Here is a 19,964-nt window from a genome sequence, read left to right on the forward strand (position 1 = left end):
TCCTTAACGACTGCATTCCCTGCAACTAAAAAAATAACGTCATCAGGTGGCTAAGGCCATCTGACCGGCGAGTTATGACGGTCAAAAGGAAAACTATGATGAGATTTACTAAAAGTGCAGTCGCCCTGGCACTGCTGTTGAGCTTACCGACGATGGCCATGGCAGCGCAAACCAGTGCTCCCGCTGCGGCGGTGGTACAACGTCATGCTGAGGCGATCACCATTCGTCATACGGTCATTGGTACGGGAATGGCGAAAATAATCATCCCGACCACCGGCACTACGGCGGACCAGGTATTGGCGCAGGCGAAAACCATTGGCTCAAATGCTGATGCCGATCTGATTGAATACCGCATTGATTATCTCGATTTTGCCACTAACGCGGCGAAAGTCGGCGAGCTGGGCAAACAGGTCGCCGCGGCCGTTAACGGTAAACCCTTGATCCTGACGTTTCGTACCCAGGCGGAAGGTGGTATGAAAGCCATCAGCGACAAAGCCTATGGCGATCTTTATTTGTCACTGATCAAAGAGGGTTTTATCGATATTCTTGACGTGGAAATGTTTCGTGACCAGAAGGTGGTTCAGCAAGTGGTGGCGGCGGCCCATAAAGCCGGTATCAAGGTGGTGATGTCCAGTCACGACTTTAATAAAACCCCGCCTGTGGCTGATATCGTCTCTCGCCTGCGCAAGCAGGATGCGATGGGGGCTGATATTCTGAAAATTGCCGTGATGCCCCATAATCCTGAAGATGTCGTCAACTTAATGGATGCAACGGCACAAATTCGTGACAACTATTCGCGCAAACCGCTGCTGACCATGTCGATGGGGGGACTGGGTGCGGTATCTCGTCTGTCAGGTGAAGTATTTGGCGATGATCTTACTTTCGGCATGTTAGGCACGCCATCCGCACCGGGGCAAATTGAAGCCCATCAGTTACATCAGAGTATGGAAACTCTGCATATGGCGCTGGCCGGTCACTAGTTTTTAAGCGTTACCACGCTGTAAGTCGCCAAGACCACCAGATGCCGGTGGTCTTGGCCAAACCTTGGTCGCTTTCAGTTGCAGAACATGCTCGCGAGGAGGTTAAGCAACAGGAGTGAGTTTGGTCAATTTATTGCACGGCTTCGCGATAGGCTTTGACAAATGCCGCCGCCTGTTGCGCCGTGTGCTCAACGCTTTGCCCGGCGCGATATAAATCACTGCCAAGTCCGGCACCGGTGCAGCCAATATGGATCCACTTCGCCAGGTTTTCGGTGGTGATGCCACCTACGGCAAAAACGGGGACATCGCGGGGTAAACCGGCTTTCAGCGCCGTGATATATTCCGTTCCAAAAGTCGAGGACGGGAAGATTTTAAACGCCTGTGCACCCGCAACCAACGCTTCCAGGGCTTCATTAGCCGTTATACAGCCGGGACAGACTGTCATGCCGTATTTAACGGCCCGACGGATCACCTCAGGGTTAACATTGGGCGTCACAATCAGTTGGCATCCCATTGCCGCAAGCTGGTCAACTTGTTCCGGTTTGAGAACGGTACCCGCGCCAATCAGTGCCTTATTGCCAAAGGCCTTCACCATTTCGGGAATGCTGACTTCCCACTGTGGCGAGTTGAGTGGGATCTCGATGGCTTCAAACCCGGCCTCAACGAGAGCTGCCACATGGGCGTGTACCTCAGTCGGGGTGATCCCTCTTAAGATAGCGATAAGCGGAAGTTTAGTTTGCCATTGCATGAGTGAAGCTCCTTTTACCTGCCTAAAATGCTATGTCGCCGCTAAGTACTTGCGTGCTTTGTCCCTTCAGTGCAAAGGCTCGCGGGTAGCGAAGGGTGAGCGACAAGCGTAATGACCTGAGATAAGGCGAAGCAAGAGGCCATGCTCGCACTTCGCTGCCCATCAACAGGCCGGAAAGAAATTCGCTAACGTTTTCCCGTGGAAGCTGGCCGAGGGCATCTACGGCACGGACTTCAAACAGGCGGGGCAAGATGCCGGGCGCTTCCAGATCGCGCGCCAACCCCAAATCAAAAACCTTGGCACAGACCAATTGTTCTGCAACGCCGGTCCCTGGTTGAGTCTGTTTAAGTAGACCAGGTGCAGTTCGCCGATGATTACAGACCAAAGTCCTTAATGTTATCCCCTCGGTCATGACCCATTTATGATATGTATCACTCATAACATATAAAGAGGACGGTTGTGTTGTGCTAGCTCTCAGTAATCGCCAGAGGGAGTTTTATCTTCTGCAACAATAAACTATCAGATGTTTATTTTGCATATTTCTTCGGCGGTTATTGATCTCCCCGCAAAGTTTAGCGCTGTTTGAAGCTGACTCAGGGCCGGTTAATTCTTTTCAAATGCCACCGCTTCCCGTAAGCTGATCCAACAAGATATATATTGCTAATGACTCGGGGTGCCCTTCTTTGTGAAGGCTGAGAAATACCCGTACCACCTGATCTGGATAATGCCAGCGTAGGGAAGTCGTGGTATCTCAACCGGTACCCCTTCTTGATCGCCGGTTGGGAGTAATATGACCACTCGACCTCGCGTTTTACCCGGCTTAACGGCCGTGGCCGCCTTACAACAACTGCGTACTGCTTCACCTTTGGTGCACTGTATTACCAATGACGTGGTGCAATCTTTTACTGCCAACGTCCTGCTGGCCCTTGGGGCCTCGCCTGCGATGGTTATCGATCCCCGGGAAGCTGCGGAATTCGCCGCCATTGCCAGTGCCTTATTGATTAACGTCGGCACGCTGACCGAACCTCAATCCGTTGCCATACTGGCGGCGATCCATGCCGCCAACGGTGCGCAAAAACCCTGGGTACTTGATCCGGTTGCCGTCGGGGCGCTTGGTTGGCGTTCGGCTTTTTGTCGGGATCTCCTGCAGCTGCGTCCGGCGGCGATCCGCGGTAATGCCTCTGAAATTATGGCGCTCAGCGGCCTGGCGGCAGCGGGGCGGGGTGTAGACAGCGCCGATACCTCACTGGCGGCATTGCCTGCGGCGCAACAGCTTGCCCGTCAAACTGGTGCCGTGGTGGCGGTGACCGGCGAAATTGACTATATCAGCGACGGCGAACAGCAATGGGCGGTACCCGGTGGCGATCGGTTGATGACCCGAGTGGTGGGCACCGGCTGTGCGTTATCTGCGGTGGTTGCCGCCTTTGTTTCCTTACCCGGTGATCGCTTGGCCAATGTTGCCGCTGCCTGTCGGGTGATGTCCTGTGCCGGAGAGCAAGCCAGTCGGCAGGCCAACGGTCCTGGCAGTTTTACCCCGGCGTTCCTGGATGGCTTATACCATCTCGATCAATCGCAGCTCTGCGCGGAGGGGCAGCCATGAAGCGTATTAATGCCCTGACTATTGCCGGTACCGACCCGAGCGGTGGCGCAGGGGTACAGGCAGATCTGAAAACATTTTCGGCGCTGGAAGCCTATGGCACCAGTGTGATCACCGCGCTGGTGGCGCAAAACACTCGCGGGGTGCAGTCGGTGTATCAGATTGATCCTGACTTTGTCGCCGCGCAGCTTGACTCGGTGCTGAGCGATGTACGCATCGACAGTGCCAAAATCGGCATGCTGGCCACCACGCAAATTGTCGAGGCTGTCGCCGAGCGTCTGCGTTATTACCATAAGCTGGAAAAAGCGCCAGCCTGGGTAGTGCTCGATACGGTGATGCTGGCGAAAAGTGGCGATCCCTTGCTGACGCCCGATGCCGTGGAGGCGCTACGCAAATGGTTGCTGCCGCAAGTGTCGATCATCACCCCCAATCTGCCGGAAGCGGCGGCACTGCTCGACTGCGCGGTGGCCAGTAACGAGCATGAAATGTGTCAACAGGGGGAGGCGTTGCTGGCGATGGGCTGTCAGGCGGTATTGATCAAGGGCGGGCATCTGGGTGACAGCGAAAGTCCCGACTGGTTGATGACGGCAGATTATCGTCAGCGTTTTACCGCACCGAGAATTGCCACCAAAAATACGCATGGCACCGGCTGTACGCTTTCGGCGGCACTGGCGGCTTTGCGACCGCGCTGCGACAACTGGCCGGACACCGTACGCGCCGCCAAAGGCTATCTGCAACAGGCCTTAATGCAGGCTGATACCCTGCAAGTGGGCGAGGGCATCGGCCCGGTGCACCATTTTCACCGCTGGTGGTGAAGGGTAGGAACGGCGGTCGCCATGGCGCTTTCCGCCTGCTCAAACATCTGCAAGGCATCTTGCAGATGTTGCACATCGAAAGGATTTAGCGGATAGAATTTTTCCTGCTTGCGTGGACGCAGTGAAAGTCGCAGTCGGGTAGGGCCGGTGCTCTTTTTAAGGATCTCGAACAGATAGCTGGCCATCTCCTGGGTTTCCGGATGCTGCCAGGAGAGCAGCACCACGGCGGCACCGTCACTGCGGCGGCCAATAAAAAATCCTTTCTGCCAGCGGCCTTCAAAGTCACCGTCTTTTTGCAGTTTGGCGGTATCGAAAAAATCATGGGCACAAAGTGCCACCAGGCGCTCAGCGTTGAGCTGTTGCTGCAAACTATTCCACACCGGGTGATCGTGTTCGCGCTGCCAGCAGGCCATGCCGAGATAGTCGTTTATCTCGCGCCAGTCGGCTTCGAGTTGTTCTTTTAGCTGCGGCTCCTGAATATTGTGATACTGCTGCAAGCCATTGTGCATTTCATCCAGGCGGCTATAGGTGATCACTTTCATGGTGCGTGGGCGGCGGCGGAAGGTGATCCACAGCAAAGGTTTGGGAATGCGAAATATCACCGATTGTACGCTCAGACGATATTTATCGCCGCGTGTCAGCACAATGCCGTCGGCACTGCCGCGTTTGCTTTGATAGCTTCTGACCAACACCACCGAATTCAGTCCCATCCAGCCGGTGACATAATGCTCTTTATCACTGCCGGCGCTGTCGAGATCGCGGGCAATCTGACAAATTTTTTCTTCATCCAGATGAGAGAGTGGCAGCGTATTTTCTGCAGAGTAATAAAGTTTTTGCAGTGAGGGGGCCAAATCGTCAGTAACAGACATCGCGGGTATCCTGCCAGAAGGTAATGGTTTATATCTTACCTTAAGTTGTTATACAGCTTGTCGGCGAACTGTCTGAATCGTGGGCTGGATCGCAATCTGTTTGCGATCCGCTGGATTATTCGACTTCAAACCATTCACTGTTCTGCTGGGCAATCGGCGTAATGGAGAAAATCATCTCCTGCAGATGGACGCGTAATGCCTGCTCAGCGGCATCGGGATTGCGCGCCTGGAGCGCAGCAAAAATATTATAGTGCTGGGCGATAAGGTTTTCCGGCGGCGAGACATTGCTGAGGGAAAAGAAACGCACGCGGTCCATGGTGGCTTTGATGTTTTCAATGGTTTCCCAGGCCAGACGACAGTCGATAATCTCGGCAATCAGGCGATGGAACTCATCATCAAGCTGTAAAAACTCCTGGGATTGCTGGCTTTTTGCCGCCAGTTCCTGGCGTTGCAGATTATGCGCCAGTATCGCCAGGTCTTCATCGGTCACCACACTGGCTGCCCGGCGGATCACCGCGGTTTCCAGCGCTTCGCGGATAAAACGCCCATCGGCGACACGCTTGGCGGAAATCTTCATTACAAAGGTGCCGCGCTGCGGTAATACCTGCACCAGCCCGGCTTCGGCCAGCTTGATAAATGCTTCGCGCACCGGTTGGCGGGAAACGTTAAAACGTGCCGAAATTTCCTTTTCGGAAAGGAAGGCGCCGGGCGGTATCACACAGGCGACGATTTCCTGGCGCAGGGTACGGTAAATTTGCTGATTTACCGGTACGTTTGCTATCAATTCATATGATCCTGACATGGCGGAGACGATATTCCGAGAATGAGATAGCAGCATAATAGCATGACTTTCCACACGGTTTTGCGATGGTGAAGCGGATATATCTATTCGCTCTGCTTTGGCCTGATGGTAAGCCAGGGCCAGGGCCAGGTCGGGTAAAGGGATACCCCGACCTGTGGTCGGGGTTGGGGAGGATTAAGAGTGGGAGATACGGGTTTGTGGCAGATGTTTTGGTGGTTTGACCACAAAGAACACCAGAATGGCACCCAGTGCCGCAACGCCGCCGGCGAGAATAAACGCGCTATCGAAATGGCCGGTATTCTGCACAATAAAGCCAGTAACAACGGGACCGATAATGCCGGATACGCTGCCGATTAAATGAATAAACCCGCTGGCGCTGCCGACTTTTGATTTATGCACCACATCCTGAATAATCGCCCAGTAGATGGCACCGGTGGTGTACAGGAAGAAAATCGACACTGACATTAACAATACGGCCGGAACCACGCTGCTGACCACGCCCGCTAATGCCACGCAGATGGCGGCGGCCAACAGGCTGACAACCAGTACGATTTTGCGCGACAATAATAAGCGACCGGTGATCTTGAAAATTTTATCGGAAATCAGGCCACCCAATGCCAGACCAATAAAGCCGACAATCCATGGAATAACTGTCGTCAAACTCATCTCTTTAATATTTAAGCCATGGGCCTGGACTAAATAGGCCGGGAACCAGCTTAAGAAGAAGAATAAAATATAGTTGTAGCAAAAGAAGGCAAAAGCGGTAACCAGAATAATTGGCTGGCGCAAGTAGTAGCCCAGTTTATGCGCCGACTGCGCCAAATCTTCTTCTTCGCTTATTTTTTCATTTTTTAACTGGCTAACCAGCAGACGTTCGCGTTCGCTGACATTTTTGCTCTTTTCAGGATTATCTGCCGCGGTAAAGAACCACACCAGCATCCAGACAATGCCGATGGCGGCAATGATCATAAACGCCGGACGCCAGCCAAAGGCAATCGCCAGATAACCGACAATTGGCCCGGCAATTGCCCCGCCGAGAGGGGAGCCGGCGCTTAAAAAGCCCATGGCGGTGGCCGCCTGTTTTTTGGGGAACCAGCCATTGATCATTTTATTTGCCGAGGCGCAAATCGGGCCTTCGGCCATACCGAATAATACCCGCAGGATCAGCATGGAATAAAAACCGGTGGCGATGGCGGTCATACCACAGAATATTGACCACAGGCCGACGGCCAGCCCCATAACCAGGGTAGGACCGAATTTATCGACGGCCAGCCCACCGATAAAATTAAATATGGCATAGCCAAAAAAGAAGCTGCCAAATATCATCCCAAACTGTTCAGGATTAATAGTCAGCTCTTTTTCGATCATCGGCACCGTAATCGACAGGGCGACGCGATCGAGATAATTGATCATGTAGACCAGACACAGCAGGAATACAATAATCCAGCGTATATTCTTAAACATGAGTGGCTCCACTTATACCTGTCATTATTGCCTGGGTACGGCTGCATTGGCAATAACAGCGGTGTAGGGTTTGTTTTAGTTATTTATCCTCAGTGCCTGATGCTGCGGCTAAGTAAGCGGCAACAGCAGAGACCTTGGGTGTAGGGGTATTTCAGCTAAAAGTTAAATCGACTCTGATGATGTAAAATGGTACAGGTCAGCCATACTGCCCTGCACCGGGAAAACTAAAACTCAAGCAATACTTTGCAGCAGGCCCGCTGGTCTTTTTCAAATAGCAGCATGGCGGCCTCCACCTGATGGGCAGGCATGCAGTGGGTCACCAATTTTTCGGCATCGATTTTGCCCTCTGACATCCAGGCGATCACCTGCGGGAAGCGATGGCTGTTCAACCGTGAAGAGAACAGCGAGATCTCTTTGCTGGTAATGCTTTGCTGCGTAATGCTGCTGGCTTCGCCGGAGAAACCCATCATGCCAATACGCGCCGCCGGAGAGGCCAGGTTGATGGCTTCCTGCAAAATGCTCGGATGGCAGGCGGCATCAATCACCAGCGTAGGTCGACAATTCTGCGTGGCCAGCTGTTCGGCAACCGACTGCTGTAGATTGTTGAGGGTTAAATCGGCACCGTTATCGCGGGCCATGGCCAGGCGTTCGTCAATTCGGTCGACGACAATCACTTGTTGTACCCCGTACACGCCCTTCAGCACCTGGATAACCGTCAGGCCCATAGGACCGGCACCGTATACCAGCGCGATATCCTGCGGCGTCGGCTGCAAAAAAGCGGTGATATTGGCGGCAATGGTAAAAGGTTCCACCATGCTGGCCAGTCGGTCGGGGATCGCTGCCGGTACCACATAGGCATTTTGGGCCGGGGCAACGGCATAATCGCTAAAGCCGCCGTCACGGTGCACGCCAATCACTTGCAGTGTGGTGCAGACGTTGGGACGGCCAATGGAACAAGGATAGCAGTGTCCACAGCTCACCACCGGGTCGACGACAACACGTTCGCCAATACGGGCGGGATCGACGCCTTCTCCCACGCAATCAATATGACCAAAAAATTCATGGCCAATCACTCGCGGGTATTTGGCAAAAGGGTTATGGCCGTGATAAATATGGACATCCGAGCCGCAGATCCCGGCGTAGCTGACTTTTACCCTGACCTCACCCGGTGCCGGCTCCATCAGCGGGCGTTGTTCGATCACCAGTTTTCCGGGTTGTTCAATTACAATACTTTTCATGGTATTCATCTCGCTTACCAGCTCCAAAAATGTGCCGTCTTCAAGACGGACGACCGGCAGATAGGCAGGTCCATAGCAATATTTCGCTGCCAGTTTTCATCAAATTTGCTACCCAGGCCCGGTTTGTCGCCTGGCGGCATATCGCCGTTATCAAAGATTCCGTTATGCAATAACACTGCGTTAAGCGTTATTGAAAAAATACGCCCTTACCTATCTACCATACAAGTATGTAGATCGTTTTTTGCTGGAGAAGATCACAGTTTATGGGCAACTGGTTAGCGGCGAGGGGCTGGAATAAATAGGCAATCAGGCGAGCAAGCGCCAGTATGGAGAAATAACCGCGTAAGTTGGGGGGGCTGGTCAGCCTGCGGATTTTACGCCGCAGGCCAGGGCGTCTGCTGTGCTAGCCGAGTAGCGCACAGTGCGGCGGCAGGCGACATTGCAATGCTGCCGGAAGGATTTCAATGCGAAAAAAAGTGCCAGTCAAAGGTTCGCCATCAAGGTTAAAGGTCATATCATGGGGGGCGCGGATTTCCAGCCAGGGCAGCGATGTAGAGACAATATTTTTGTTCTCTTCGCCATTCAACAGGCTACGTAAAAATGCTGGCAACAGCTCTTCGGCGGTCAACAAACGCAGTTGCAGCAGACCGTCGTTGATCAGCGCCTGTGGGCAGATCTCTTGTCCGCCCCCGGCCTGACGACCATTGCCAATGCCGATTACCAGCGCTTCACCGGCCCAGGCAAATCCTGGTCCGCTTATTTCGCAGCTATCGGCTTTGAGCGTATCCATCCGCAGTAGCCCATGGATAAAATAGGAGACGCCACCGAGTGCCGATTTCAGTTTTTCCGGTGTTTCGGTGGTAATGCGCGTGCCAAACCCGCCAGTGGCCATATTGATAAAGTAACGTTGGTCATTTACCCGCGCCAGGTCGATAGCCGTGGCGCGGCCGTGTATCGCCAGGGTCAGTGCCTGATCCATCTCCATCGGGATGCTGCAACTGGTAGCAAAATCATTGGCAGTGCCGAGGGGGAGAATACCCAGCACCGGGCGATTGTTGGTGTTATGACTTATTAATGCCGTCGCCACTTCATTAATGGTGCCGTCACCACCGCCCGCAATAACCGTCTCGACACCCAGTTCTATTGCTTCGTTGACATAGCGTACCGCATCGCCGTGTTCCCAGGTCACGCGAACGGCGAGTGCCGCGCCCGCGTTACGTTGTGTCGCAACGGCCTGGCGCAGCAGCTCGTTATCTGCACCTTTTCCATTTAAAATCAGTAGTGCTTGTGGTGTGGCACCCATCGCTCCCTCCAGGTTTATCGCAGGCAATCTTTGGCGTTTAGCTTTGCCGTCTTTGCTATAAACATAGATGATCATCAAGGGCAATAGCCATCAGAATTTTCAGGGAAAATGGCGAAGAATTTAATTATGGTCGGCGGGGAATGACGGGTTTTATTTACTTATTGCACTTATGTTTTTTATTAATTGGTTTTTTTATTGGGGCTGTTAATTATTTTAAAATAAAATTTGCCAGCTCAAGGGTGTTTGAGCCGGCGAAGAGGTGGTTATGAATTAATTTATTCAGTTCTTTTTCATTCTGAATTTGCTGCGGGAAGAATAGTAACGAAATAGAGGGGTTGGCGTTGTGATCGGATTCTACTTTTTGAAAAGAAAACGACAATAAATGCCGTTTTTCGACGGCATTTATTATGTTAATTAAACGTTAGGATTACGCGTATCGCTATTAACCAGATTCCTTAATAAAATAGCGAATGCCAAAGGGACATCCTGGGGGATCGGTAAATAAACGATATGACCATTTCCCGGCGCTGCGGTGATCGGTTCCCCTTTTTTGTTTTGCATCTGATCGATATAAAACTGGATATTGCCTTCTGGCGTCATGATTTCGATGCTGTCGCCGACCACAAAGCGGTTTTTGACATCCACCTCGGCCCAGCCACTATTGTTACCCGTGCCGCGTTGACCGGTGAACTCGCCGGCAAACTGCTGACGATCGCTGACGGAAAACCCGTAGTCATAGTTTTGCTGCGCCTGATGCACATGACGACGCAAGAATCCTTCGGTATAACCGCGATGCGCCAACCCTTCAAGGGTGGTGAGCAGCGAAGGATCGAAGGGTTTACCGGCTACGGCGTCATCAATGGCACGGCGATAGACCTGGGCGGTACGAGCGCAGTAATAGAAGGATTTGGTGCGGCCTTCAATTTTCAGCGAGTGCACGCCCATTTGCGTCAGGCTGGCAACGTGTTCAATGGCACGCAGATCCTTGGAGTTCATGATATAGGTGCCGTGTTCATCTTCAAAGGCACTCATTGGTTCGCCTGGGTTCTGTACTTCCTCCAGCATAAACACCCGATCGGTTGGCTGGCCGATACCCAGTGCCGGTTCGGCATCCAGCTGTTTCACCGCAATAGGGTCGTGCTGGAAGACGATATTACCGATATCATCTTCTTTGCCTTCCTGCACCTTGTATTGCCAGCGGCAGGCATTGGTGCAGGTTCCCTGGTTGGGATCGCGTTTATTGATATAGCCCGACAGCAGGCAGCGGCCGGAATAAGCCATGCACAGTGCTCCGTGGACAAACACTTCCAGTTCCATTTCCGGGACCTGCTTACGGATCTCGGCTATTTCTTCCAGCGACAGTTCACGGGAGAGGATCACGCGACTGAGTCCCATCTGCTGCCAGAACTTCACCGTTGCCCAGTTTACCGCGTTTGCCTGCACCGACAGGTGGATATCGATTTGCGGATAAGCTTCGCGCACCATCATGATCAGACCTGGATCGGACATAATCAGGGCATCTGGCCCCATCTCGATCACCGGCTGCAAATCACGCAGAAAGGTTTTTAATTTGGCGTTGTGCGGCGCGATATTGACCACCACGTAGAACTTTTTACCGAGCGCATGGGCTTCGTTGATGCCCGTCGCCAGATTCTCATGGTTAAATTCGTTATTACGGACGCGAAGGCTGTAACGTGGTTGACCGGCATACACAGCATCAGCGCCATAAGCAAAGGCGTAACGCATGTTTTTAAGCGAGCCGGCCGGAGAGAGCAATTCCGGAGTAAACATAGATATTCTCAGTCTGATCACAAGTCAGGGCCACTACCCGATAGGCGGCGGCGAAAGGGCGGAATTGTAGCGATGAAAAACAGGAAAAACAGGGGGGCAGGATGGCTACTAAGAACAAACTTGATCGAGATCAAATTTGACGCTGTTCTTTACGAACAGCGTCTCGCCAGTCGTTAATGACCTGTCAGATCGCGAATGTCAGTGCTGGGTCCATTTTTGACCACAGATTGCATGCCTTTGTGAGCAGCACTGGTTGCCGCATACATTTCGCTTACACCGATGACCTGCTGATTTTTCGCCTTGAGCACAAAATAGTGCTGACCATCTTTGCTGGGCTTGATTTCATACTGGTCTTCGTCAGGAGCATTAATCTGTACCGAAGAAATTCCATTCTCAGCAGAAGCCTTACTGGCATACATTTCGCTGCTCAGTATGATCTCTCCGTTACCGGCTTTCAGGTTAAAGTGAAACTGTCCATTCTTCGCTTTTTTAAGATCGTAATGACCTGTTGCCATAAAAATATCTCCTATCGTTGCATCGTCCACGATTGAGTATAGCTTAAGGCAAATTTAAAACAGGCGTAAACCCAGAGTACAGACGCTTTTTTAGACGAAAATGTGACCAGGTCGACAGCCTTATGTCAGCCGACAAGGTTCGGCCTCCCAGCGGTAGCCAACGCCGTATACGGCACGGATAAAGGCTTTGTCACCGTCGATGGATTCCAGCTTGCGGCGCAGGTTTTTAATATGGCTATCGATGGTCCGGTCGGTCACCACACGATAATCGTCGTAGAGATTATTCAGTAGAGCTTCACGGGTAAATACGTAGCCAGGTTTGATCGACAGGGTTTTTAACAGGCGGAACTCGGCAGGGGTCAGATCCAGCTCAACGCCCTGATAATGCGCCTGGAAACAGCCTTCATCGATATGCAGTCCCGTACCCTCTGCCAATGGCTCGGCCGGGCGATAACAGCGACGTAAAATGGTTTTAACGCGTGCCACCACTTCGCGTGGGCTATAGGGTTTGCAGATATAGTCATCGGCACCAATTTCCAGCCCCAGCAAGCGGTCTATCTCTTCGGTTTTGGCGGTGACCATCATAATGGGAATATCGGAAAACTGGCGAATATCGCGACAAATACTTAACCCGCTAATGCCGGGCAGCATAAGATCCAACAAGATCATGGTTGGCGGATTGGATTGCACCAGAGGCACCACTTCATTGCCGTTGGTCAGCCATTCCGTTGCGTAGCCTGCTGCCTGCAGATAATCCACCAGCAGTTGGCCGAGTTTGGGTTCATCTTCAACAATCAGGATCTTCAGTGGCTGAATATCAGCATTGGCTAACTCGTTCATTACATTCTTTGTCCGATAGGAAGTGAAAGCGGCAGCAATAGCAGGATACGCACGCCGCCGGCAGGGGAGTGCTCGGCACTGATCTTGCCGCCGTGTGCTTCGACAATATTTTGGCAAATTGCCAGTCCCAGACCAGAACCGCCGCTGGCACGATTGCGCGACCCTTCTGTACGATAAAAGCGTTCAAAAATGCGTCGCAGTTGTTCTTCATTCAACCCTGGTGCACTGTCCTGAAAGGCGATGCGCAAAAATTTGTCACGCCGAATGGCAATAATCTCCAGCCCACCGCCAGCATCAGTATAGCGCAGGCTATTTTCTAAAAGATTATTAAATAGTTGCGACAGCCGCTGCGGATCGCCAAATATCGGTGCCTTGTCGGGCAGATGGCTGCCGAGCTGTAATCCCTTGGCATGAAAACGGTCGCGGAAACCGGCTTCTGCGAGCTGGATCAGATGCACAATATCCGTTTCTTCTTTGCGGTAGGCGAGGGCTCCGGCGTCTGACAGCGACAACTGATAAAGATCGTCCACCAGTTTGGTCAACAGTGAGACTTCCGACTGCAACGAGGCCAGCGACTCCAGCGACATTTTTCTGACGCCATCCTGCATCGCCTCCAGTTCGCCGCGCAACACCGCCAGCGGCGTGCGCAGTTCATGGGAGATATCAGCCATAAAAGCGCGTCGCATTTGCTCGTTTTTCTCCAGCGAAATGGCCAACTGATTAAAGTCATTGGCCAGCTTGCCGAGTTCATCCTGGGTGCCGACTTCCACCCGGCTGCTAAAGTCGCCTGCGGCCAGTTGATGGGTGCCTTTGACCAGACGCTTGACCGGAGCCAGCATACCGCGAGAAAGCAGCCAGGTCACTGCCGCCGCCAGCAGGGTGGTAAAGCCCATAATGATCCAACTGGTACGCCGCTGTTGCTGATCAAAGTTGATATCGGCATTACGCGTCAGACGCTCCGCCGACGTAGAGACCACGGTGCCGATAAAATCACTTTTGACGGTCATTTTACGTCCGGTACTCAACAGGTCTGGTGGAATAGTCGAATCAGAACCGGCAACGCGTTGGTTGTTACTGTCGAGGATCCAGAATTTGGTGCGCCATCCCGGCGGCGGCAATAACTGACTATGCTCTTCATTCTGGTCAAAGCTGTGCATCATTTGATAAACGGCTTTATCGTTATTTTTTAAAAAATCCCAGTTGCCGTGCTGTTCATACTGTTGCTCGAGGTAGTCGGCAATCATCTCGACCCGCTGTTCATTGCCGTGACGGATATAGTCGATAAAACCCCGTTCAAAACTCATACGAACGCCCCAGTTCATGGTAACCATCACCAGGCTACTGGTCAGAAATATTGCCAGAAACAGTTTGGCGGTAATGCCTGGTTTCATGTTTTGCTCGCAGATTCAGTAGAGGTTGCCGTGTTGTCGCGCGCTAAACGCGTGATGCGGTTGGTGTCATCGGGCACGCGCGAAAATACCCAGGCAGGCAGGGCGATAATCAGCGTCATGCATAAATAACAGTAAATAAAGGCAGTGTGCATCGTTTGACTGCCCGGCATCATTTGCTGATGAGCAAACAGACCAATCAGCAGTCCGGCCACGCTGACCCCCAGACTCATCGACAGTTGCATAATCATCGACAGCAGGCTGTTACCACTGCTGGCCAGTCGCGACGGCAAATCTTTCAGTGTCAGGGTATTCATTGACGAGAAGCGCAGCGAGTTGACCATACCCTGGCAGAATAGCACCACCGGGATCATCCAGTAAGCACCATAAATGGCCACCAACGGCATACATAGAGTGATCAGTGCCAGCAGCAGTGTGGCGCTGACCAGTGCACGGCGATAGCCGAGTCGATTGACCAGCCTGACGACGATGCGTTTCATCCCCATGCTGCCCAATACCATGGGGATCATCATTAATCCGGCGTGGAACGGGGTAAAGCCCATACCCAGTTGCAGAAACACCGGTGTCATAAATGGCAGCATACCGCTACCAATACGGCCGAGAAAACTGCCGCTCAGGCCAATGGAAAAGCTTGGTGTATGGAAAAGTCGCAGTGAGAACAGGGCGGAGAGATTTCCCCGGGCATGAAGCCAGTAGCCAGCCAGTGAGGCGAAACCGACGATCACCAACACCGCCAGCAGCGGAGTGGACAGCCCCAGGCCTTTATTCCCTTCCAGTGCCAGCGTCAGGGTTGCCATACACAGCGCCAGCAAGATAAAGCCACTGAGATCAAAGCGTCGGGTTTGCATTTTATAGTTTGGCATCAGCATCAAGGTGGCAATACAGCCCGCCAACCCCACCGGCAGATTGATCAGAAAGATCCAGTGCCAACTGGCATATTGCACCAAAAATCCGCCTAACGCCGGCCCCAGCAAGGGGCCGACCTGACCGGGCAGCGTAACGAAAGTCATGGCGGCCATATACTCGCTGCGCGGGACAATTTTCAACACCGTCAGGCGCCCGACCGGGACCATCATTGCCCCGCCAATGCCCTGCACCACGCGTGACATCACCAGCTGTTGCAAGGTGGTGGATTGTGCGCACAGCAGTGAACCCAGCGTAAAGAGCACAATCGCCGAGAAAAAAATCCATTTGACGCCGACTTTATCTGCCAGCCAACCGCTGGCGGGGAGCATCATCGCCACGGTCAGTACGTAGGCCACTACCACACTGTGCATATGCAACGGGTTTACGCCAAGGCTGACAGCCATTGACGGCAGGGCGGTATTGACGATGGTGGTGTCCAGCGACTGCATAAAAAAGCCAAAGGCAACAATCCAAAGCTGCCAGCGAACTGACATGGGTAGAGTAGTGCCGGTATCTTCGGTCATGGATGTTTATTGCCTAAAAGTATGTCTTTAATCGCGGTTTAAGTTTGCCCTGTCTCTCGGACACAATACCAGCGGAAATGCATGACGCAGGGCAAGCCATAAGCTGTCCGTTAGCCCGGTCACAGAACGCAGATCGATAGCAGGCTTAAGTTTAACGACTGGGGACGCATAAAAAATGGAGGAAATATGGAGTCCCTTTCCTTTGGTGACAATAAATACCCGTGATGATGACTGAATATTTACCCGCCAGGATGCTAAGGTTAGTAGACTAAGTAAATAGTTCCTATGGATTTCAAGAGGCCGCCCACTGCGGCGCACCTTGCCAGGAGCAGGGTTAACATGGCTAATCATCGACGAAAGGAGTGCATAATGAGTAAAAGAGAATTGGGGCGTTCAGGCATCCAGGTTCCTTCGCTGACCTTTGGCGGCAACGTTTTTGGCTGGACCATCGATCAACCGACTTCGTTCAGCATTCTTGATGCCTTACTGGATCACCAGCTTAATTTTATCGATACTGCCGATGTCTATTCACGCTGGGTGGCGGGCAACCACGGCGGTGAGTCGGAAACCATTATCGGTAACTGGTTAAAGATTAGCGGCAAGCGTGACAAAATTATTCTGGCCACCAAAGTCGGCAAGCCGATGGGGGAAGGGCTGGTGGGGTTATCGCCGCGCTATATCAAACAGGCGGTCGAAGCCTCCCTTAAGCGTTTACAAACCGACTATATTGATCTCTATCAGTCGCATGATGATGATGCCGATACCCCGTTGGCCGAGTCGCTGGCGGCGTTTGACTCGCTGATCAAAGAGGGCAAAGTGCGGGCTATCGGTGCCTCTAACTACAGTGCCCCGCGTTTTGCCGAGGCGTTGCAGGTATCAAAAGATCACGGGCTGGCGCGCTATGAAACCTTGCAACCCGAATACAATCTTTACGATCGTCAGGATTATGAAGCGGGGCTGGAAAAAGTGATCACCGACAATCACGTCGGGGTGATCAACTACTATGCGCTGGCCAGCGGATTTTTGTCCGGTAAGTACCGCACGGCAGCAGATGCCGGCAAAAGCCAGCGCGGTGACAATGTTGTGAAACGTTATCTTAACGTTCGCGGGATAAAAATTCTTCAGGCGCTGGATGCGGTAGCGGAAAAACATCAGGTTTCCCCTACCCAGGTCGCGTTGGCCTGGTTAATCTTCAGACCGGGGATCACCGCACCGATCGTCAGTGCTACCTCGCTACAGCAACTGCAAGATCTTGCGCTGGCAACCCGGTTGCAGCTGACAGCCGCTGACATCGAGACATTAAATCAGGCCAGTGCTTATTAAATAAGTTGTTGGCATAAAAAAACGCCGGACATCTTATGCCGGCGTTTTTTATGCACCCCTTACCCGATTTCAACGAAACAAGGTTTGCGCCCAACGTGCCAGGCCTGCGGTAACCGAGCCAAAATCATTGCCACCCACCAGCGGAATACCCGGTAATTGCGCCTGCAGTGCGCTGCGCAACAGCGGTGAACGGGCGCTGCCGCCGGTAAGGTAGATCACATCCGGCGTAATATCGCTGGTAGCCAGTGCCAGGCTGACCTGCTCCTGAATACGTTCCAGAGGCTGGGCAATGGCTTCACTGAGTTGCTGCTGGCTGATATTTTCTGCCAGACCCGCTTCAATAAATGCCAACGATGCCGTGACGTTTTCACGTTCTGACAGCGCAATTTTGCTCTCTTCTGCGGCGCGAACCAGACGATAACTTAGCCGTTGCTGATGAATTTTCAGCAGGCGTTTGACCCGGTCTGGGTTGGCCGCATCGCGGATCATATCGCGCAGTAAACGACTGGTCGCGGCGCTGTAAAAATCGAACTGTGCCGGTACATCGTTGGTCGCTACGGCATTCCAGTAGGGCAGAGAAGGCAGGGCAATGCCTTTTTGCGTTTCGCCGCCCATACCAAATCGCGGTGTCAGCTGTTTGAAGGCGGTCATAATATCCAGATCGTTACCGCCAACGCGGCAACCGCTGTGGCCCAGCAAACTGTGCTGGCGTTCCGCCTTGCCGCGCCAGCTTGGTCCCATCAGCAGCACTGAGCAGTCGGTGGTGCCACCGCCAATATCGACGACCAATACGGTTTTGTCTTCGGTCAGCGTGGCTTCAAAGTCCAGTCCGGCGGCTACGGGTTCGAATTGAAAGGCAATATCGCGGAAGCCGGCACGTGCGGCAGCGCGTTGTAAAATGCCCTGCGCCTGTTGGTTGGCCTCATCGCCGCCCATGCCCTGGAAGTTGATGGGACGGCCGATCACCGTCTGTTCAATGCTGTGTTGTAAGACAGATTCCGCCTGACGTTTGATATGGAACATCATGGCGCAGACCAGATCTTCAAACAGCGCGATCTGTTGCGGTTTTAGCCCATTGGCCCCGAGGAAGGATTTGGGGGACCGCACGAAGTAGACTTCTTCGGGGTCTTCCATATAGGTCGCCAGTGCTTGTAAGCCGAACTGCACACTGTTGCTGGCAACCTGAATATCCTCTTCACGGTTGAAGCTGATACTACGTCGCAGCAATTGCTGATTTTCATCGCTTCCCGTCGGCACTTGCCAATGGCGATGCAGGCATTCCGACACGGCTTCACGCGTGGGAGCGCATAACATGGAGGGGAGATAGACCTCGTTATTTTCTAACGTCAAAAGTTCTGCGTTGTCATCACGCATCACGGCAACTGAGCAATTCGCTGTCCCGTAGTCAAATCCAATAAACATCACAGTTCCCCACGCCAAAGAAGGGGGGCGACTTTACCGGAGTCGCTGCCATCAGGCAAGGCTTTGGTTTGGGCTTAAATGGCAATTTTCTGTTTTAAAACCAATTGGCTTTAGAGGAGTTGTTTTGGTTTGGGCTTAAATGGCAATTTGTGGTTTAAAGTCAATGGGCTATGAGGAGTTGTTTCGGTTTTATAATAGCGGTGGCAACTTGGCCTGCTGTGCCGAACCGAGTTAAGGAGCGCTGGCCCGCTCCTTAACAATCCTGGGCCTTTTGGTGTTGTTGATGCGTCTGCTGCCTATTACCGACTATGTTTCAGTCACTCCCAGCGTGGCACGAGCCGCGCTGCTGCGCAGTCCCCTTGCTCGGTCGGGAGCCAAAAGCGTCTCCCTCCGCTTCGCGCGGCGCCGTCTCTGAATGTGCCAACTAGCTATGTACATCGTACGGTTTTGGCTTAAATGGCAATTTCTTGGTTTAAAGGGCTATTGGCTTTAGAGGAATTGTTTCGGTTTTATAACTGTAGTGGCCACTTAACCCGCTGTGCCGAACCGAGTTAAGGAGCGCTGGCCCGCTCCTTAACAATCCTGGGCCTTTTGGTGTCTTTGATTTGTCTGCTGCCTATTACCGGCTATTTTCCAGTCACTCCCAGCGTGGCACGAGCCGCGCTGCTGCGCAGTCCCCTTGCTCGGTCGGGAGCCAAAAACGTCTCCCTCCGCTTCGCGCGGCGCCGTCTCTGAATGTGCCAGTCAGCTATGTAAACAGTGCCGGTTTGGCTTAAATGTCAATTTGTTGGCTTAAAAGTCAATTGGCTATGGGGAGCTGTTTTGGTTTGGGCTTAAATGGCAATTTTTGGTTTTAAAGTCAATGAGCTACGAGGAGCTGTTTCGGTTTTATAATAGCGGTGGCTACTTAACCCGCTGTGCCGAACCGAGTTAAGGAGCGCTGGCCCGCTCCTTAACAATCCTGGGCCTTTTGGTGTTGTCTATTCGTCTGCTGCCTATTACCGGCTATGTTTCAGTGACTCCCAGCGTGGCACTAGCCGCGCTGCTGCGCAGTCCCCTTGCTCGGTCGGGAGCCAAAAACGTCTCCCTCCGCTTCGCGCGGCGCCGTCTCTGAATGTGCCAACCACCTATGCACACCGTGCCGTTTCAGCCGCAAACTTTTTGTCTTTTGTTTTTCGCCGTTGACCTTTAATGTTGCCGGTTTTGCCGTAAATGTTTCCTGGCCGATTCAAAACCTACGTCGAGCGCAGCGTTGAGTGACAACAGCCTTACCGTTGGCACGAAATCAAGCGAGAGGACCGCGCAGCGGCGTGGTTTAGGCCACACACCGATGTCACTGGAAAGAACTACAACCGAGGGCACGACACTGTTCAATTTGGACAAGGCGCAGGATTCCAAAGGAGGCGCGCCTTCGCCTC

Annotated in this window: 18 protein-coding genes, 1 pseudogene and 1 riboswitch; of the genes and pseudogenes, 4 read left to right on the forward strand and 15 right to left on the reverse strand. The window is 52.8% G+C overall.

Features of this window, described 5'->3' with window-relative positions:
- Nucleotides 1-95 precede the first annotated feature (95 nt).
- Nucleotides 96-980, forward strand: coding sequence for a type I 3-dehydroquinate dehydratase (gene aroD / locus GW590_RS22405; protein WP_235956015.1), 885 nt, complete (start codon nucleotides 96-98; stop codon nucleotides 978-980).
- A gap of 130 nt (nucleotides 981-1,110) precedes the next feature.
- Here the strand turns inward: aroD and GW590_RS22410 are convergent, their stop codons facing one another.
- Together GW590_RS22410 and GW590_RS22415 are read right to left on the reverse strand one after the other, a co-directional pair.
- Nucleotides 1,111-1,728, reverse strand: a complete 618-nt coding sequence (locus tag GW590_RS22410; RefSeq protein WP_169405302.1) for a 2-dehydro-3-deoxy-6-phosphogalactonate aldolase — start codon at nucleotides 1,726-1,728, stop codon at nucleotides 1,111-1,113.
- Between the two features lie 22 nt (nucleotides 1,729-1,750).
- Complete coding sequence (locus tag GW590_RS22415) at nucleotides 1,751-2,206, reverse strand: 2-dehydro-3-deoxygalactonokinase (RefSeq protein WP_268952825.1); 456 nt, start codon at nucleotides 2,204-2,206, stop codon at nucleotides 1,751-1,753.
- A gap of 181 nt (nucleotides 2,207-2,387) precedes the next feature.
- A riboswitch (TPP riboswitch) is annotated at nucleotides 2,388-2,484 on the forward strand.
- A 34-nt stretch (nucleotides 2,485-2,518) separates the two neighbouring features.
- Here GW590_RS22415 and thiM point away from each other — a divergent pair.
- Both thiM and thiD read left to right on the forward strand, forming a co-directional pair.
- Entirely contained in the window at nucleotides 2,519-3,328 is an 810-nt protein-coding gene (thiM, locus tag GW590_RS22420) for a hydroxyethylthiazole kinase (protein WP_169405304.1), read from the forward strand.
- Nucleotides 3,325-4,140, forward strand: coding sequence for a bifunctional hydroxymethylpyrimidine kinase/phosphomethylpyrimidine kinase (thiD, locus tag GW590_RS22425; RefSeq protein WP_169405305.1), 816 nt, complete (start codon nucleotides 3,325-3,327; stop codon nucleotides 4,138-4,140). The genes thiM and thiD overlap by 4 nt, the downstream gene beginning before the upstream one ends.
- Here thiD and GW590_RS22430 read toward each other — a convergent pair.
- From GW590_RS22430 to mdtD, 11 genes and pseudogenes are all read right to left on the reverse strand, one after another.
- A complete protein-coding gene (locus tag GW590_RS22430; protein ID WP_169405306.1) occupies nucleotides 4,125-5,009 on the reverse strand; it encodes a hypothetical protein in 885 nt (294 codons plus the stop codon). The genes thiD and GW590_RS22430 overlap by 16 nt on opposite strands.
- A 115-nt stretch (nucleotides 5,010-5,124) precedes the next feature.
- Nucleotides 5,125-5,811, reverse strand: a complete 687-nt coding sequence (locus GW590_RS22435; RefSeq protein ID WP_169405307.1) for a GntR family transcriptional regulator — start codon at nucleotides 5,809-5,811, stop codon at nucleotides 5,125-5,127.
- A 174-nt stretch (nucleotides 5,812-5,985) separates the two neighbouring features.
- Nucleotides 5,986-7,275: an MFS transporter gene (locus tag GW590_RS22440; protein ID WP_169405308.1), complete on the reverse strand. Its 1,290-nt coding sequence runs from the start codon at nucleotides 7,273-7,275 to the stop codon at nucleotides 5,986-5,988.
- A 224-nt stretch (nucleotides 7,276-7,499) separates the two neighbouring features.
- Complete coding sequence (locus tag GW590_RS22445) at nucleotides 7,500-8,513, reverse strand: Zn-dependent oxidoreductase (RefSeq protein ID WP_169405321.1); 1,014 nt, start codon at nucleotides 8,511-8,513, stop codon at nucleotides 7,500-7,502.
- Nucleotides 8,514-8,527: 14 nt separating this feature from the next.
- Nucleotides 8,528-8,689: pseudogene (locus GW590_RS24675) on the reverse strand (bifunctional D-altronate/D-mannonate dehydratase); the annotation flags it as partial.
- Nucleotides 8,690-8,916: 227 nt separating this feature from the next.
- Complete coding sequence (gene yegS, locus GW590_RS22455; RefSeq protein WP_169405309.1) at nucleotides 8,917-9,816, reverse strand: lipid kinase YegS; 900 nt, start codon at nucleotides 9,814-9,816, stop codon at nucleotides 8,917-8,919.
- A gap of 414 nt (nucleotides 9,817-10,230) precedes the next feature.
- Nucleotides 10,231-11,607: a prephenate-dependent tRNA uridine(34) hydroxylase TrhP gene (trhP, locus tag GW590_RS22460; RefSeq protein ID WP_169405310.1), complete on the reverse strand. Its 1,377-nt coding sequence runs from the start codon at nucleotides 11,605-11,607 to the stop codon at nucleotides 10,231-10,233.
- 173 nt (nucleotides 11,608-11,780) lie between these two features.
- Nucleotides 11,781-12,122, reverse strand: a complete 342-nt coding sequence (locus tag GW590_RS22465) for a YegP family protein (protein WP_169405322.1) — start codon at nucleotides 12,120-12,122, stop codon at nucleotides 11,781-11,783.
- A gap of 120 nt (nucleotides 12,123-12,242) precedes the next feature.
- Nucleotides 12,243-12,962 (reverse strand): envelope stress response regulator BaeR, encoded by a 720-nt coding sequence (gene baeR, locus GW590_RS22470; protein WP_169405311.1) that lies wholly within the window; start codon nucleotides 12,960-12,962, stop codon nucleotides 12,243-12,245.
- Nucleotides 12,962-14,353, reverse strand: a complete 1,392-nt coding sequence (baeS, locus tag GW590_RS22475; protein ID WP_169405312.1) for an envelope stress sensor histidine kinase BaeS — start codon at nucleotides 14,351-14,353, stop codon at nucleotides 12,962-12,964. Before baeS ends, baeR begins: the two co-directional genes overlap by 1 nt.
- Nucleotides 14,350-15,801, reverse strand: coding sequence for a multidrug transporter subunit MdtD (gene mdtD / locus GW590_RS22480; RefSeq protein ID WP_169405313.1), 1,452 nt, complete (start codon nucleotides 15,799-15,801; stop codon nucleotides 14,350-14,352). Before mdtD ends, baeS begins: the two co-directional genes overlap by 4 nt.
- A 369-nt stretch (nucleotides 15,802-16,170) precedes the next feature.
- On the opposite strand from mdtD, the gene GW590_RS22485 reads away from it, so the two are divergent.
- On the forward strand, nucleotides 16,171-17,124 hold the full coding sequence (locus GW590_RS22485) for an aldo/keto reductase (protein ID WP_169405314.1): 954 nt from the start codon (nucleotides 16,171-16,173) through the stop codon (nucleotides 17,122-17,124).
- A gap of 69 nt (nucleotides 17,125-17,193) precedes the next feature.
- Here GW590_RS22485 and yegD read toward each other — a convergent pair whose 3' ends face one another.
- Nucleotides 17,194-18,546 carry a molecular chaperone gene (gene yegD, locus GW590_RS22490; RefSeq protein WP_169405315.1) on the reverse strand — a complete coding sequence of 451 codons (1,353 nt, stop codon included), beginning with the start codon at nucleotides 18,544-18,546 and terminating at the stop codon, nucleotides 17,194-17,196.
- Nucleotides 18,547-19,734: 1,188 nt separating this feature from the next.
- On the reverse strand, nucleotides 19,735-19,964 hold a 230-nt coding region (locus tag GW590_RS24235), incomplete at its 5' end, for a hypothetical protein (RefSeq protein ID WP_211186874.1).

The sequence above is a fragment of the Rouxiella aceris genome, assembly GCF_012933545.1.
GTDB lineage: Bacteria > Pseudomonadota > Gammaproteobacteria > Enterobacterales > Enterobacteriaceae > Rouxiella > Rouxiella aceris.

Excerpts from the sequence above, each read along its gene's own strand:
- aroD (WP_235956015.1), top strand. The coding sequence starts at position 96 with ATGATGAGATTTACTAAAAGTGCAGTCGCCCTGGCACTGCTGTTGAGC.
- GW590_RS22410 (WP_169405302.1), bottom strand. The coding sequence starts at position 1,728 with ATGCAATGGCAAACTAAACTTCCGCTTATCGCTATCTTAAGAGGGATC.
- thiM (WP_169405304.1), top strand. The coding sequence starts at position 2,519 with ATGACCACTCGACCTCGCGTTTTACCCGGCTTAACGGCCGTGGCCGCC.
- thiD (WP_169405305.1), top strand. The coding sequence starts at position 3,325 with ATGAAGCGTATTAATGCCCTGACTATTGCCGGTACCGACCCGAGCGGT.
- GW590_RS22430 (WP_169405306.1), bottom strand. The coding sequence starts at position 5,009 with ATGTCTGTTACTGACGATTTGGCCCCCTCACTGCAAAAACTTTATTAC.
- GW590_RS22435 (WP_169405307.1), bottom strand. The coding sequence starts at position 5,811 with ATGTCAGGATCATATGAATTGATAGCAAACGTACCGGTAAATCAGCAA.
- GW590_RS22440 (WP_169405308.1), bottom strand. The coding sequence starts at position 7,275 with ATGTTTAAGAATATACGCTGGATTATTGTATTCCTGCTGTGTCTGGTC.
- GW590_RS22445 (WP_169405321.1), bottom strand. The coding sequence starts at position 8,513 with ATGAAAAGTATTGTAATTGAACAACCCGGAAAACTGGTGATCGAACAA.
- yegS (WP_169405309.1), bottom strand. The coding sequence starts at position 9,816 with ATGGGTGCCACACCACAAGCACTACTGATTTTAAATGGAAAAGGTGCA.
- trhP (WP_169405310.1), bottom strand. The coding sequence starts at position 11,607 with ATGTTTACTCCGGAATTGCTCTCTCCGGCCGGCTCGCTTAAAAACATG.
- GW590_RS22465 (WP_169405322.1), bottom strand. The coding sequence starts at position 12,122 with ATGGCAACAGGTCATTACGATCTTAAAAAAGCGAAGAATGGACAGTTT.
- baeR (WP_169405311.1), bottom strand. The coding sequence starts at position 12,962 with ATGAACGAGTTAGCCAATGCTGATATTCAGCCACTGAAGATCCTGATT.
- baeS (WP_169405312.1), bottom strand. The coding sequence starts at position 14,353 with ATGAAACCAGGCATTACCGCCAAACTGTTTCTGGCAATATTTCTGACC.
- mdtD (WP_169405313.1), bottom strand. The coding sequence starts at position 15,801 with ATGACCGAAGATACCGGCACTACTCTACCCATGTCAGTTCGCTGGCAG.
- GW590_RS22485 (WP_169405314.1), top strand. The coding sequence starts at position 16,171 with ATGAGTAAAAGAGAATTGGGGCGTTCAGGCATCCAGGTTCCTTCGCTG.
- yegD (WP_169405315.1), bottom strand. The coding sequence starts at position 18,546 with ATGTTTATTGGATTTGACTACGGGACAGCGAATTGCTCAGTTGCCGTG.